Source organism: Capnocytophaga sp. FDAARGOS_737 (assembly GCF_009730375.1).
GTDB classification, from domain to species: Bacteria; Bacteroidota; Bacteroidia; order Flavobacteriales; family Flavobacteriaceae; genus Capnocytophaga; species Capnocytophaga leadbetteri.
Genome location: NZ_CP046316.1, coordinates 1,529,674 through 1,542,408, shown reverse-complemented (window position 1 = coordinate 1,542,408; position 12,735 = coordinate 1,529,674). Strand labels below are relative to the sequence as shown.

The 12,735-nt window shown below is 43.3% G+C and carries 18 protein-coding genes; all 18 read right to left on the bottom strand.

Going from position 1 to position 12,735, the window contains the following annotated elements; genetic code table 11:
* Window positions 1–2 precede the first annotated feature (2 nt).
* Window positions 3–158, bottom strand: a complete 156-nt coding sequence (locus FOC45_RS06920; protein ID WP_155846622.1) for a hypothetical protein — start codon at window positions 156–158, stop codon at window positions 3–5.
* On the bottom strand, window positions 109–1,062 hold the full coding sequence (locus tag FOC45_RS06915) for a hypothetical protein (RefSeq protein WP_155846621.1): 954 nt from the start codon (window positions 1,060–1,062) through the stop codon (window positions 109–111). The genes FOC45_RS06920 and FOC45_RS06915 overlap by 50 nt, the downstream gene beginning before the upstream one ends.
* Before the next feature lie 8 nt (window positions 1,063–1,070).
* A complete protein-coding gene (locus tag FOC45_RS06910) occupies window positions 1,071–1,355 on the bottom strand; it encodes a hypothetical protein (protein ID WP_009389219.1) in 285 nt (94 codons plus the stop codon).
* A gap of 2 nt (window positions 1,356–1,357) precedes the next feature.
* Entirely contained in the window at window positions 1,358–1,738 is a 381-nt protein-coding gene (locus FOC45_RS06905) for a hypothetical protein (RefSeq protein ID WP_009389221.1), read from the bottom strand.
* Between the two features lie 87 nt (window positions 1,739–1,825).
* Window positions 1,826–2,419, bottom strand: a complete 594-nt coding sequence (locus FOC45_RS06900) for a hypothetical protein (protein ID WP_009389222.1) — start codon at window positions 2,417–2,419, stop codon at window positions 1,826–1,828.
* A 19-nt stretch (window positions 2,420–2,438) separates the two neighbouring features.
* Window positions 2,439–2,888, bottom strand: coding sequence for a hypothetical protein (locus tag FOC45_RS06895; RefSeq protein ID WP_009389224.1), 450 nt, complete (start codon window positions 2,886–2,888; stop codon window positions 2,439–2,441).
* Window positions 2,889–3,016: 128 nt separating this feature from the next.
* On the bottom strand, window positions 3,017–3,823 hold the full coding sequence (locus FOC45_RS06890) for a hypothetical protein (protein ID WP_155846620.1): 807 nt from the start codon (window positions 3,821–3,823) through the stop codon (window positions 3,017–3,019).
* A 23-nt stretch (window positions 3,824–3,846) separates the two neighbouring features.
* Window positions 3,847–4,323 (bottom strand): hypothetical protein, encoded by a 477-nt coding sequence (locus FOC45_RS06885; RefSeq protein ID WP_155846619.1) that lies wholly within the window; start codon window positions 4,321–4,323, stop codon window positions 3,847–3,849.
* 29 nt (window positions 4,324–4,352) lie between these two features.
* Window positions 4,353–4,511, bottom strand: a complete 159-nt coding sequence (locus FOC45_RS06880; protein WP_155846618.1) for a hypothetical protein — start codon at window positions 4,509–4,511, stop codon at window positions 4,353–4,355.
* Between the two features lie 5 nt (window positions 4,512–4,516).
* Window positions 4,517–5,359, bottom strand: coding sequence for a hypothetical protein (locus FOC45_RS06875; RefSeq protein ID WP_155846617.1), 843 nt, complete (start codon window positions 5,357–5,359; stop codon window positions 4,517–4,519).
* 20 nt (window positions 5,360–5,379) lie between these two features.
* Window positions 5,380–7,170, bottom strand: a complete 1,791-nt coding sequence (locus FOC45_RS06870) for a hypothetical protein (protein WP_155846616.1) — start codon at window positions 7,168–7,170, stop codon at window positions 5,380–5,382.
* Between the two features lie 99 nt (window positions 7,171–7,269).
* The gene (locus FOC45_RS06865) at window positions 7,270–7,518 is read right to left on the bottom strand and encodes a hypothetical protein (RefSeq protein WP_009391883.1); all 249 of its coding nucleotides are present in this window, start codon (window positions 7,516–7,518) and stop codon (window positions 7,270–7,272) included.
* A gap of 14 nt (window positions 7,519–7,532) precedes the next feature.
* Window positions 7,533–7,958 carry a hypothetical protein gene (locus FOC45_RS06860; RefSeq protein ID WP_009391882.1) on the bottom strand — a complete coding sequence of 142 codons (426 nt, stop codon included), beginning with the start codon at window positions 7,956–7,958 and terminating at the stop codon, window positions 7,533–7,535.
* A gap of 1 nt (window position 7,959) precedes the next feature.
* Window positions 7,960–8,199 carry a hypothetical protein gene (locus FOC45_RS06855; RefSeq protein WP_009390739.1) on the bottom strand — a complete coding sequence of 80 codons (240 nt, stop codon included), beginning with the start codon at window positions 8,197–8,199 and terminating at the stop codon, window positions 7,960–7,962.
* Window positions 8,196–8,492: an ASCH domain-containing protein gene (locus FOC45_RS06850; RefSeq protein ID WP_009391881.1), complete on the bottom strand. Its 297-nt coding sequence runs from the start codon at window positions 8,490–8,492 to the stop codon at window positions 8,196–8,198. Before FOC45_RS06850 ends, FOC45_RS06855 begins: the two co-directional genes overlap by 4 nt.
* Window positions 8,489–9,592, bottom strand: coding sequence for a DNA cytosine methyltransferase (locus tag FOC45_RS06845; protein ID WP_009391880.1), 1,104 nt, complete (start codon window positions 9,590–9,592; stop codon window positions 8,489–8,491). The genes FOC45_RS06850 and FOC45_RS06845 overlap by 4 nt, the downstream gene beginning before the upstream one ends.
* Before the next feature lie 5 nt (window positions 9,593–9,597).
* The gene (locus FOC45_RS06840; RefSeq protein WP_009391879.1) at window positions 9,598–9,843 is read right to left on the bottom strand and encodes a hypothetical protein; all 246 of its coding nucleotides are present in this window, start codon (window positions 9,841–9,843) and stop codon (window positions 9,598–9,600) included.
* A gap of 2 nt (window positions 9,844–9,845) precedes the next feature.
* The gene (locus tag FOC45_RS06835) at window positions 9,846–12,677 is read right to left on the bottom strand and encodes a hypothetical protein (RefSeq protein ID WP_009391878.1); all 2,832 of its coding nucleotides are present in this window, start codon (window positions 12,675–12,677) and stop codon (window positions 9,846–9,848) included.
* Window positions 12,678–12,735 lie beyond the last annotated feature (58 nt).

The following is a 12,735-nucleotide window of genomic DNA, read 5'->3' as shown; positions in this document are numbered from 1 at the left end:
TACTATAATTTTAGTAACCCTTTTAGGGCGTTAAAAAGAAGTGGGTTTGTAAAGTAACTCAACGCCTTTTTGTTATCTGCCAAAGAGGCTAAGCGTTCTAACACTTCATCATCTAACTGCTCCAATTTCTTGAGGGCTTGCTGTTTTTTGTTCATCATTTGTCTGCATTAATTGTTCGTATAGTGCTCCTATTTGTTCATCGGTGATATTAGGGGCACTGATAATCTTAATAAACTCTTGTTTTACTGCCGATAACTGCGGGGCGGCAAGAGCAGGTGCTGCAGCTTCAGCTGACGCAGATGCTCCAGCCATTCGCTCTACAACCATAGGTATAACAGCCCCCAGTGTTTCACTTACTCGCTCAAATCCTTTGCTTTCCCAAAAACTCTGTTTGTTTAGCAGCTCTTCCTTTAGCTTCAATTCGTGTGCTTTATCGGCAGTATCTAACTGTAACCGCAAGGCAGCTTTTTCTTCGGATAAAGTGCGCACTTGGCTTCGCAAGTCTTTATTATCTTCTCGCAGGTTATCATTGTCGCGCTGTAGGTCTCGGTATCGCTCCTCTATCACCTTGCTGCTTATCCAATCAGTAGTAGCTACTGGGGTGTATCCTAAGCCCATTTGCATTGGCATACCCATAGCTGGCTGTGGGTATCCCATAGCGGGCGGTACTGCAGCAGGAGCTTGCTGGGGCACAGAGGGTTGTGCAGGAGCAGGTAAATTGCCATTCTCCCCAACAGATGCGGGGGCTGTAGGTGCGATGAGTTCGGGTGTCATATCGGTTTCTTTTTCTTTAAAATTGAGCGTAAACGTGTCGTGTTTATAACTTGATTGGCTTGCCCCACTACCATATAGCCTACGTAGGTCTATACGGGTACCATTGCCAAAACCTTGTGCTGGCAATGATAAAATAAAGGCTTCAACCGTACCGTACAGCTTGGTTATATCGGCAAGGGTGAAGCCATATTTAGGCATTGTATCTTTTGCTAAGCGTTTTTTTCCTTGCGTAACTGTGACGATGTTATTAGGGTGTTCATTTAAAAACTGCAGAATTTTTTGATACATACTTTATTCTATAAAAGGGGTTGTGGCACTATATAGCGCATTATAGCCTCTGGGCGCTTGCCCGTTTCTTTTTTGAAAGTAACACGAAAAGCAGTATTAACGATTGCTGTTTCGCTTTCTACAAAAAAATATTGCCCGGGTGCTATCTCTTCGTTAGCCCCATCTTCGATGATAAGAGGGACTTCACCAGTATTGCGCAATGATAGCCCTACAGCACCATTGCCTTGTGTGTCTGAAAATAGATTGAATACTATATCATCGGTAATACGAATACTGTGTAATAGTCCTTTCATAATTATTGAGGGTTGTTATCGCATAGACAATCACGCTGAATGAGTAGTACTAACTCACCCTTTAAATCGCTGGTTAGGGCAGTATCGCTAAGTACTGAAACGTGGAACTTGTTATTGTTACACTCAAAATTTACCTGTTTCATACCTTGCACATAACCACCGCCCTTGTGCTTATAATCACGATAGTCTACAGGTTCAATGATTACATTGCCTTGCGGGTCACGAAGTGAGATTTCAACAGCGTTTTCTGGCTCGTAAGAGGTAATAGGCAAGTAATAAACGCCTATACAACGCCCCTTTTCTAAGGTAACATAATCACCCTGGGCATTGCCACCTGATGCGATGTTTACTTTTATTCTGTTAGTTATGATACTACTTGTCATAGTTTAGGTGTTAGTTTTTAGTTGTTAGCCGTTAGAATATTGTCGTTTGCTAACGACTAACCACTAACGGCTAACACCCAATTATTATTATCTCTTCACATAGGTCTCGAAGCCACGTAATAGCACTCGAACGAATGACTTGTGTCCGCTGGTAGCAGGGGTAATACTACTGCCTACTGGGGTTTCAATCATCATTTCGATGGTTTGTGTAGGCTCAATAACAGCAAGTGCTCCTAAAACGCGATAGTAGTCCTCTTTTGATTTCTTAGCGTTTTCGATAGCAGCCACAGGCAATTTTACAATAATTTCGCCATTTTGACGGATAACAAAGTCAGACGATAGCAATACAGCAGGAAGAGCCTTGTCATAAGTTACATCCCATACTTTAGTACCATCTGCTGCTTCACCATATAAAAGTGTTAATGCTTCGATTACAAAAAAGCGTCCGTTTTCAAGGCGGTTACCGTCAAAATTTGTAACCCCTTTTTGTTGGGTAGTATTGCCGTCTAATAGCGATACGTTTCCACCTGATGAAAACACTGTATTTATAACGAGCTCACTTGGTGTAGGTTTCATTCTGTTCATCTGCTCAGGTGTCAAATTAAAACGTTGAGCTTGGCGGCTTAGAAATGTAGCCACGCGTAAAAATTTTTCTTCGTTTAGTAGAATGTTGTCAAACATATTTAATAATTATTAATTGTTATACTTCTGCAAATTGGCTTGGAGCACTTAGGAATGCCGTAGGCTGGGTAGTGGTGGTAGCACTTACTTCCTCATATGGGTAGTAATCGAGTGATGGGGTGCTATCTACATACACTACTTCAGTTTCTGGACTGCCGAGAGCAGTCTTCATAACTCCCTCTTGCATAGGTTTCTTACCGTCTTCTGTCATAACGGCTTTGATAGCAGCGGTTAACTGGGTGGCAGCAATGCCTACGCCGGCACCTTGTGCGAACTTGGTGGCGTTGTCTTTTGGGGTGATAAAAGCAACGAGAGCTATACCAGCTATACCTAATAAGCCGTGCCTAACAGCACCACTCTTAAGTGTAGTGGTGAGCTTATCGGCTACCACACGAGAGCCCATTGCGCCAACGGTTGCGCCAGCTGAAAAAGCCGCGCTTTCGATGATTTGCTTTTGGTTCATTTTCATTGTTGTTATAAATTGTTAATCTTAAGTGTCGAACTAATACGACTGTTATTTTCGGGGACAAATATACAATGCGGTATAATTGTCTTGGTCGGAATTGGTCGGAATTGGTCGGAATTGGCACAAAAACACTAATTTTTTTTCTTTAGGTAGTAAATAAACCCTAAAAGCAGTCCGCCACCGATGAGTATGGTTGTGATACTAATACCCTTTTTGTCTTCCTTTTCTTCCTCTTTTGAGGGATCTGGTGCGGGAGCGGTGGGAGCTGAAGGAGTTGGGGACGGCGTGGGAGCGGGTGGGGGTGTATTGCTATTTGCCTCTGTGCCTTTTACACGTGCTACCGTAAGGGCTATAGCGGTGTTTACTTCGGTGGTTATGTCGTACAAAACTATAAGGGCTTGGCGATAATTGTGTAATAAATAATGCTCTATTACACTAATACTAAAAGGAAATTTGCCTGCTTTAGCTAAAGATATTATGCGCTCGATAGCATCTACATAAGCTAAGACGGTAAGGTAATAACGCTTTTCGGTAGCTATATATTCTTTAGCCTCTGTTAGGTTTTTGTCTTTTAACTTATCGGCGGTGTGCTGTTTATTTACTTTTTGGTTAGCCGATAGTTGGTTAAATTGTTCTTGTTCGGCAGCATTGCGCCCTATAGGTGCAGGGGTGTGCACTGGTAGAGGTTCGTATAAGGTAAAGTTTTTACCGTCTTTTCGGCTCTGTAGTATCTTGCGGGCTACATAACTTATATGAAACTGTTTTACCAGTATGGTAGTACGGGTAAAATACTCTGGTGTGAGAGGCTGACTGCATAACCTACTTATTTCCTCCCCAGTGCCACGTGCTACATAGCTTTCTGCTTGTTGTATTTTTTCTTGTAGCTGGGCATCTGATAGGGGGTTCAGTAAGTCGTATAATGATTGTTCTATTCCCATAATAGTTAATTTTGAATTGTGAATTATGATTTTTTCATCATCATTACCATCATCATTAGGATTACTACGCCTCCTACACCTAACCCAATGTATAAGGGGGTGTTGTCTTTCTCTGGCTTGGGGTTTTCGTTGCTGCTACGGTTGGCGATGGCTTGTAGCATTGCGGCATTCTGTTGTTGCATCTGGGTAAGGAACTGCATCATTGCTTCGTTGCCTGCATTGCCACCACCGTTTTTTATATTGGCTTGTGCCATTTGTAAATAGAATTTTCTGTCTTCTTCGCTCATTCCTGCTGTGCCAGGGACATCTTGTCCGCTGCGAAACGCATTGATGAGATTATTAACGCTACCAGCTGCCCCTACTAACTGGGTAAAGCGGTTCATAATATTATCAAATGAGTAGTTCCACTGCTTAATAGGCACGCTCATAGCCGAGCGACAAGAGGTGCAGCCGCCTAATTGCGGAGCTGCTAACTGATAAAGGGCTAATTTACTTTCCATTGTGTTAATTTTTAATTGTGATTTTTGATTTATTTCATTACTTTTATCATCATTGCTACTACGGCTACGCCAGCAAGTAGATAAAGAAATGTGTGGTCGGGCTTTTGGGGTTGATTAAAAAAATCGTCAGTACGCCGCTTGCTGTCGGCGGTGCTCTGTACTATGTAATTGGTCATCGCTTCTTTCATAGATATTAGTTTTTAGAGGTTAGCACGAAAAGAGCAACTACCGCTATACCAGCACCGATAAGCAGGGTGTTGTTTTTGTTTTTCTTCTGCTCTTTTTCTTTTTGCAGGGTGCGTTGTATTTCCTCGCGTTTAAGTTGCTCGGCTTTGTCGGCGGCAGCTTTGGCTTCAGAGGCTTTTACCATTATTCGCGTTTGCCTCATCAGGTTGATGTCTTTTTTGAGCTGTATGGCTTGCTCCTGTAGGCTGTTGTACTTCTGGCGTTCATCTGCAAGGTCTTTGCTTAATAGAGCTACCTTATCGGGGGCAATACGGTCTTCTATCTGTTTTATCCTTACTTCTAATGCTTTCCGTTCTTCTGCTACAGATTTGGTTTTTTCTGACCATTCGAGTGCTTCATTGCGGTAATCATTACAAGTGAAGCTTACCCCTAAAAAAGGGCGGCTAAGAGCATCAAGCGCATCGAGGTTGAAGGCGGTGAGCCCATAACGCCCTTCGGCTACTTCGGGGTTGTCTTCCCACACTTTGCGCTGGGCTTCAAGGTCGGCTACTTCGTTGCTTAAGGCACTTACTTTGCGGCGGTAGGCTTCGGTGTTTTTTTCCATAGCATTGACCATTTGCATATTTTCACCATTTTCCTTTGTAGCAATGGTTGCTTTGAGGTTTTCGATAGCTTTTAGGGTATCGTAATAGGCGGTTTTACTGCGGTCGCGGTCTGAACGCTCATCGCCGCAATTGCCTACAAGGTCGCCTACTATAGTACCCCCAAAAATATTCTTTAGTCCCCACCCTAAAGCAGGAATAGGGGCACAATGTTGGGCTGTACGGGGTTTGTCAAAAGGGTTTTCCATATAATTGTTAATTATTGTTGTTACTTTATTAGGTATAAGGCTGCTACGACAAAGGTGCCTAATAGCAGCAGTTTTTTTTGTTCTTCTTGGGCTAATTTTTTCTTTTTATTAGCGTTGTCTTGGGCTATTTTGCCTACGTTCTTCAGGTGGGTAAGGCTGTCGGCACGGTTTACACTGGCAATACGCTTGAGTTCGGCAGCTTGGGCTGCAATAGCACGGGCAAAAGTCTCTTTTTGCTTAGCGGCTTCGGCTTGCAACTCGCGACGGTATTCGGTATCGTATTTTTGGTAAATGGTGTGCTCTTGGTCTTGCAATCGCTGTTCGCGGATAAGCTGTATAATGGTGCTGATGCTAAAGTCTCGGCGTATGGCAGCTATTTGTGCTTCAAAAGGCTGCATTTCGCTACGGTAAGCATTGGCTTTGTCGGTGCCATAAAGGCTTGCTATATGAGCAGCTTGTTCGTTTAGCCACGCAGCAAAGGGGCTTGGGTGATTGAGCGGGTACACACCTTTTGGTGCATCACTATCGAGGGTGAGCACTCTATAAGGGGCGGTTACTTTGGTGCCCGTAATTGGTACTATCATATACCATATTCGGCTTGTGGAACTGCCTTTGACTTCTTTTTCGTTGAGCCTATAGCCGTGCATCTTCAGCAATATGCGTATGTTATTGTATAGCTGATTGACGGTGGTTTTGATATGATTGAAAAAGAATTGATATGCCAAAAGGGCATTTTTGGAGCATTCGTTTTCGTGTGAGCGGTTTATTTCGGCGTGGTATTGGGCATAAGCTAAATCGACTTCGCGCAATACGAGGTTGAGCACGGGGATAGCGGCTGGGTAACTGCCTTGTTCGAGGTGTTTTTGTAGGTATTGTATCCGCTGGCTAAACTGTGGGTAAAATTCGTCTTTTAGGTGCTGATTGATATAATCGGCTTTGTAAAAGGCAGCTCCGCACGGGTTGGAGAGGGTGAGGAAAGCAAGCGATACAATAGCGGTTACTGCCTCGATAGCTGCCCCAACGATGAGAGCAGGCGGGAAAAATATGCCTGTTATCTCGGCTGATGAGGCTAATATGGTACCTACAAGGTTGGTTACTTGAGTGCGTTGGGCTACGATTTGTTCGTGTGTGAGCTGGGCTATCTGTGTTGAAGCGGTATAGCTGGCGTTCATCACATCGGTAAGGGTTGGTTGGGCTGGGGCACTAAGGGCTTTGCCAACGGACTGATTTGCCGATGAGCTCATTAGCACATCATCTTTTTTTAAATACGGTAGTTCTTTTTCCGTATTGATAGTGCCGTCAATTACGTAATAACCGCTATTGAGGTTGGCGGTTTTTTGGTTTTTAGGTATCACCAAATATACGTGGGTGTAGCCGTCGGGGTGGGACGGTTGTACAATACGCCTCATATAGTGCTTTATGCCCAGATTGAGTAGCACGGTGCTGCCAAAAATGGTGTAACTCTTGCAGTCTATACCGCTATAGCGAGATGCCCAGCTGCAGGCGGGGGAGCGTAGCATCTGGGCATCGCCGTCTATCGCGTACTGAAAGTGCCAAAAAAGAAACTGATGCAAGGCACTACAGAGAGAATAGAGAGATTTGTATGAAAAGAAACGTAATGTCAGTAGTTTAGTGTGATGCTGATACTTGCGGGCTGTGGCTGCCATATTGGTTATGGCAAATGAAGTATCGCCGCGACCGAGTAGCTTAGAACTACAGTCGGACGCGGGTATATAAGGAGCGTATAGGGTACCTGCCTGCAAAGGACGGTAAAGCCCTTGATTAATTTGCTGATTTGTCAAATTATCCATTGCTGATTAGCATTTTTGGGGCAAATATAAGACAGCAGGCAGGGTGCTTGGTCGGAATTGGTCGGAATTGGTCGGAATTGGTGTGGTTTTATTAATTTGCTAATTAATATTTCGTTTTTTTATTTCGTCTTTTATATACGTAGAGAGTTCGTAGCCCTGTGGAGTACCATATCGGGCTACGAAAATTAGAAATTCAGTAAATGTTAGGTTATGTGTGTGTTTAGAGGCGTGAGGGCGATGCTCGGCTATGATTTCGTTAAGCCAATATCGCAAATTGCGTCTGTTGATTTCAGGGCAGTAAAACTCATAGAGTTGCTTTTTGGTGCGCAGGGTTGGGAGTATCTTCATAGTAATTATGGGGTTTAAAGATTGTTTTTTTCGAGCTCATTTTTATAGGTTTTTATGAGGGCTTTTACGCATTCTTTTTGGGCTTCTTCGTAAGTGTCTCTACGTCCACAGCATTTATCAAAATTATTGTTATCGTAAATAGAGTAGATATAGAAATTTTCTGGTGCAATGTAAGAGCGAATATAGCTGTATAAGCCGCGTGCTCTGAACCAAGCAAATACATCTGTCCAAGTGGGTACACTAATATTTTGCCAACATTCATTTGTACCAAATAATAAATCATCTATTCCTATAATAGAGCTTTCTCTTTCGAGCGTTTCAAGTGTAAGCCCATTATCTTTACTAAATTCAAAATAGCAATCTTCTTTGTATCCTATTTCTTTTAATTCTATAGCTATATCTAAAGGGACAAGCCAAGTGGGGTAATTCTGTGTGTTCATTTTATTCGGCTTTTAAAATTTCTATTTTGTATTCAAGGTCTTCACTATCCTCTTCTTTGGCATAGTTTATCAACCATTGTTCTAAATTCGGATATTTTAATGGGCTCGATAGACAAATTATTTCTCTTCTATCATATGCTTGCTCCATTTGTTCTGCAATTTTTTCTGGTATTTCTACCTCTGAAAGGTCTACAGAGTATGTAACCTTTATTGATAATTCTTTAAATGTTTTTGTTTTCATTTGTTGATATTTTTTTTGTTAATAATTTTTCCTAAGTATAGCACGAAGTACTTCTTATTGACTTCTGCGCCCCATTCGGGTTTCCCTGTACCAAAGCGTATTGTTTTTAATTCGATAGTGAGACTTGGGGCATCACGAGCATAACCATTGCGAAAGACAACGCTATCGTACTCTTTTCCAAGAAGGCGAAGGTTGTAATACGGCTTGATGTCGCGGTACTCTTCTGTTTTCTCACCTGAGAGTATCATATCAAACCACTGCTTTTTGATAGTGAGGTGTAGGGTGTTATTCATTGTTCTGTAAATTTTAATCGTTTTGCTATTAATTCTACAATATCTACGGTTACGGCGTTGCCAATGAGTTTGTAGCGATTTGTCTTTGAAATGCGCCTTATTCTGCCGTTGTAGTTGCCGTATTGCGTATAATTGTCTGGAAAGCCTTGAAGACGTTCGCATTCTATTTCTGTTAATCTGCGTATGCCACACAGTAGGTTATTCTCTTGAAAGGCGTTGCTCGATATAGTAGGGCAAATAGTTAGGTCTGCGCCTTTATTTTTGCCTCGTGGGCGTTGTTTAATAATAAAATCATTATTATTTCTTGTTAGGGCAGGTGATATTCCTCTCTCATCATATACCCTATTTTGTTGGTAAGGTTGCCTACCATTAGACTCAGTAGAAGGATTAAGTTGTATCACTGTCATATCGGAATGTAAGCCTCCAGAATGCCCGCCTCCTGTGAGGGTACTTGCAACTTTAGGAATGATGTAGGTGTCATCAGCATTCATATTGCCATTGGCTTTGAGTGTTCCACTAAGTTGGGCTTGAAATTGACTTTGCGTTTTTGTTGTAGGAAGGCAATCATCTTCTCGGATAGGAAATACTCCTGGCTCACTTCTTCCTGCAAGATGTCCGACAAGGTATATCCGCTCTCTATTTTGGGGTAATACCCAGCTTGTATTAAGCAATTGCCATTCAAGTCTATAACCCCCAATGTTGGCAAACGCTTGAATAATCGCCCAAAAATCTGCGCCAGCGTTTGAGGAGAATGTTCCTTTAACATTTTCCCAGATAAATACACTTGGTCGGACGCAAGTAATGAGGGCAATTGCGTATTGGATAAGGCTACTTTTTGTGCCTGCGAGACCGGCACGCCGTCCAGCAACTGAGAAATCGACGCAAGGCGAACCGAAAGTGATAATATCTGCTCCTGCAAGGTTTGCGGGCTGAATAGTGGTAATATCTCCGATGTGTTTTGCATTTGGAAAATTGTATTTATAATTAGCTATTGCGTGTTTGTCAATCTCACTAAAATAGTGCTCGGTAAATTGGTAGCTTGCTCGCTGAAAGCCGAGCGAAAAGCCGCCTATACCGCTGAATAGGTCTATTATCTTCATTGTTATTAGGTGTTAGTACTGTTTTGTGATAATTGTTTACTAACTTTATGGTATAGCAGTAGGACCAGTTCTTCGAGTGCGGCGGTGACGCTCTTATGGGTGTATAGCTGCTGGCTCGGCTTTATTTGTCCGTTATTATCTATGTAGATGCGTAGCTGGTCGAAGTTGCTGACCGCAGTTTTATATACACTGATGCCGTGCGCATTTAAATAGGTCATCGCCTTGGCAAATTCATTCGGGTTTTTCAGCATAATTAAAATGGTATATCGTCCTCGATGCCGGCAAGGTTGTTTGTCTTGGGGGCAGCTGGGGTGGTTTCTTCTGGTTTTTCGGCGTTGTTTTGCGGTTTGTTATTATTGGTGTCTATAAGAAAACATACGGTGCTTATACCGTTTATCTTGCGCTTTTCGGTGGATAGCGCCCACTGCTTTAGGGTGCAATAGTCGTTTAGCTTCTTCTCTATCTGTTGAGAGGTGTATTTGCCGCCTATTTCGTTTTGTACTTCACGGTTGAAATCTGGCTTTGAAAAGAATACGTTTAGATGTGTGTCGTCAGAGAAATAGGTATTGAAAAACGCCATAAAGGTGTCGCCTATGGTGAGCAGGGTACGGCGGTTTTCGAGTGCCTCAAGCGGTGCTTCTATCTTAGTTGGGCAGGATAGGTAGAACTGTAGGCAATTGAATAAAAAATTATAGTCGGTGTTCCACTCTTCTGTAGGGCTTTCGGCGGTCATAATATCGCGCCCGCCAAAATCGTCAGAGATTTTGCGGCTAAACTTGTAATCGTTTTTGGGTGTTTTGGCGTGATAATAGTCGGAATTTTGGTAAAATAAGAGGCGGCGCACCAGCGAACTCTCTTCAAAATCGGGTACGTAGTTAGTGGTTGCTGCCATCTTAGGGCTTCGCTCAAATGGGATATAGAATATTTTGCCGCCTTTGTGGTTTGCCTCGAAATCGCCGGTGACTTTGTTATAAAAGTCGCGGAAATCTTGGTTGAAGTTCATATCATCAAGGAATACAAGGCGCGTTTTTTCGGTTACCTTATCATAAGGGAATTTGTTGGCTCCGATGGTTTTTCCGTCTATATACTTGCTCTTTAGCAGCTTGCGTATACCATTTACCAAAAAAGATTTTCCGGTACCGCCGTAGGAACCTCTTGCAGAGTTCCCGCCCTTGTAGTCGGTACCCATTACTATATAGGCTTCGCTCTCGCGTTTGTGCTGGTGGAGTAGGTAGCCTACACAGTATATTTTATTCATTAGGTGTAGTTCTTGGGCGTAATTTTCTTCGTCGGTGAGGTTGGGACTGTGTATGCTAAAGGGTTGTTTGTCTTGCTCGGTTTCGGGGCAGGCGTCTTTGAGCCAATAAATACGGCTTGAGTTTATTAGCACTTTGAAATAATGGCTGGCAGGGGATAATATGCGCAGGCGGGTGCGCCCTTGCTCATCGGTGTAATGCTCGAATGCAGGGGGTAGTAGGCTGATAGGGTGGGGTATGACTTCGTCGCGCCAAAACTGTATGCTACTTGTTTTTTTGTAGTCGTATTGGCTTATGGTGTTGGCTTCTACTTTTATGGCTTTTTCGGTAAAGAAATACCATTGATAATTGCGCCCGTAATTGGGGGTTTCTTTTGGGTATAGGGGTAGCATCTTCAGATGTGAGGGCTGAAAGGCGGCGGCTGAAAATACGCGGTTGCGTACGCGCTGGTCGAATACTTTATGGTCTAACCATTGTAGTACGAACTTTTTGATGTCGGTAGATAGCACGCGGTCGATGCAGCCGTGTTTGAGGCTTACAAATTCGCATTCGTCTTCTTTTAATTCGGCAAAAGATGAAGCGTAGGTGTAGTAGCCTTGTAGGTGCAAAAAGTGTATTACTTTGGTGGGATTGAACTGTACGCTGCCTTTTTCGGTAAACTCCCAAAAGCGGAAGTTTAGGGACTGCTGTAGTAGGAGTTTGAAGCGTGATTGTAGAGCATCTTGTCCGGCGGTGTGGTGTAGGCGTAGCCAGTCGGCAAAGTCTTTTTTGCCGTTTTCTTTTAGTTCTTTTGGTAGCCAAACGAGGCGAATGTCGATAAAGGTATCGGCTACTTGTAGGGCTTGTCGTACGCCTGTAGCATCGAGGTCTGGCACGTAGTAGATGTTTCGTGCCAGTAGGGATAATTGCTGATATTCTTCAGCGTTGATGATTTCTGTTTCTGAATTAAACCATATAACATTGTAGCCGAGTGAGGCTATATTGATGCCGTCAGAGCCGCCGGTGGCGATGATAACGGTGTCGAGTTTTAAGGCATTGAGTTCTGCGGTGAGTTCGGTGCGTAGTTCTTTGCTTTTGGTGTTTTTTAGTTCTTCATTTAGGGTTTTTATGGCTTCGTAATCGACCAAGCGCAATAGTCTGTCCCAACCGTATACTATACGATTGCCGGATTTTCCGCCTACGAATGAGTGTTTAGGGTTTAGTTTGTCGCCTTTTTGGGCTAATGGTTGGTATATTTTTACAAAATCGCCTTTGTCATAGCCAAAAATAGGAAATTCTGGGGTGCTTTGTGTGGTTTTGCGGTATCGGTTCCCTTTGTCGTTGAGCCCAATTGTGGTGTAGTCGGTTATTTCTTTAAAATGATACGCATTTAGGAGTTCTGGGGTATAATACGGAAATAGACGGCGTAGGTACTTGGTGTGCTGAAAGGTGTCGGCAAAGGTTACGCTCCAAGTGCCTACTTCTTCGGTTACATCGGAGGAAAAAGACACTTTTGGTTGGATTTTAGCACCGTTTGGCAGGGGTACGCTGTAGGCGGCGCATAGGGTTTTTAGTGCCTCGAAAGCTGTGCAATGGTCGCGCTGCTGTACGTAGTCAATGGCATTAAGTCCTTTGCTATCGACGCCGAAATCGGTAAAAGTGTAAGGGGCAGTGCTGTTGCGCTGGTGTATATGGCAGGAGCCTGTTTTGTCGTCTGGTCGTACGCGGAAGCCTTTTGTGCGACCGCGATTGGCGGATATTTCTGCAGCAAACTCATCAAGGAAAAACTGGCGACCGTAGTCGGTAGCGTCCCAAAGGAGTTCTTTTATATTGTCGAAATTACTATCCATTAGTTGTTAGGTATTAGCAGTTAGTAGTTAGGAAAAAAGCCGTGCATTACGTGCACTT

Excerpts from the sequence above, each read along its gene's own strand:
- FOC45_RS06875 (WP_155846617.1), bottom strand. The coding sequence starts at position 5,359 with ATGGAAAACCCTTTTGACAAACCCCGTACAGCCCAACATTGTGCCCCT.
- FOC45_RS06845 (WP_009391880.1), bottom strand. The coding sequence starts at position 9,592 with ATGAAGATAATAGACCTATTCAGCGGTATAGGCGGCTTTTCGCTCGGC.
- FOC45_RS06900 (WP_009389222.1), bottom strand. The coding sequence starts at position 2,419 with ATGTTTGACAACATTCTACTAAACGAAGAAAAATTTTTACGCGTGGCT.
- FOC45_RS06855 (WP_009390739.1), bottom strand. The coding sequence starts at position 8,199 with ATGAAAACAAAAACATTTAAAGAATTATCAATAAAGGTTACATACTCT.
- FOC45_RS06890 (WP_155846620.1), bottom strand. The coding sequence starts at position 3,823 with ATGGGAATAGAACAATCATTATACGACTTACTGAACCCCCTATCAGAT.
- FOC45_RS06920 (WP_155846622.1), bottom strand. The coding sequence starts at position 158 with ATGATGAACAAAAAACAGCAAGCCCTCAAGAAATTGGAGCAGTTAGAT.
- FOC45_RS06865 (WP_009391883.1), bottom strand. The coding sequence starts at position 7,518 with ATGAAGATACTCCCAACCCTGCGCACCAAAAAGCAACTCTATGAGTTT.
- FOC45_RS06840 (WP_009391879.1), bottom strand. The coding sequence starts at position 9,843 with ATGCTGAAAAACCCGAATGAATTTGCCAAGGCGATGACCTATTTAAAT.
- FOC45_RS06885 (WP_155846619.1), bottom strand. The coding sequence starts at position 4,323 with ATGGAAAGTAAATTAGCCCTTTATCAGTTAGCAGCTCCGCAATTAGGC.
- FOC45_RS06870 (WP_155846616.1), bottom strand. The coding sequence starts at position 7,170 with ATGGATAATTTGACAAATCAGCAAATTAATCAAGGGCTTTACCGTCCT.
- FOC45_RS06895 (WP_009389224.1), bottom strand. The coding sequence starts at position 2,888 with ATGAAAATGAACCAAAAGCAAATCATCGAAAGCGCGGCTTTTTCAGCT.
- FOC45_RS06850 (WP_009391881.1), bottom strand. The coding sequence starts at position 8,492 with ATGAATAACACCCTACACCTCACTATCAAAAAGCAGTGGTTTGATATG.
- FOC45_RS06835 (WP_009391878.1), bottom strand. The coding sequence starts at position 12,677 with ATGGATAGTAATTTCGACAATATAAAAGAACTCCTTTGGGACGCTACC.
- FOC45_RS06905 (WP_009389221.1), bottom strand. The coding sequence starts at position 1,738 with ATGACAAGTAGTATCATAACTAACAGAATAAAAGTAAACATCGCATCA.
- FOC45_RS06860 (WP_009391882.1), bottom strand. The coding sequence starts at position 7,958 with ATGAACACACAGAATTACCCCACTTGGCTTGTCCCTTTAGATATAGCT.
- FOC45_RS06880 (WP_155846618.1), bottom strand. The coding sequence starts at position 4,511 with ATGAAAGAAGCGATGACCAATTACATAGTACAGAGCACCGCCGACAGC.
- FOC45_RS06915 (WP_155846621.1), bottom strand. The coding sequence starts at position 1,062 with ATGTATCAAAAAATTCTGCAGTTTTTAAATGAACACCCTAATAACATC.
- FOC45_RS06910 (WP_009389219.1), bottom strand. The coding sequence starts at position 1,355 with ATGAAAGGACTATTACACAGTATTCGTATTACCGATGATATAGTATTC.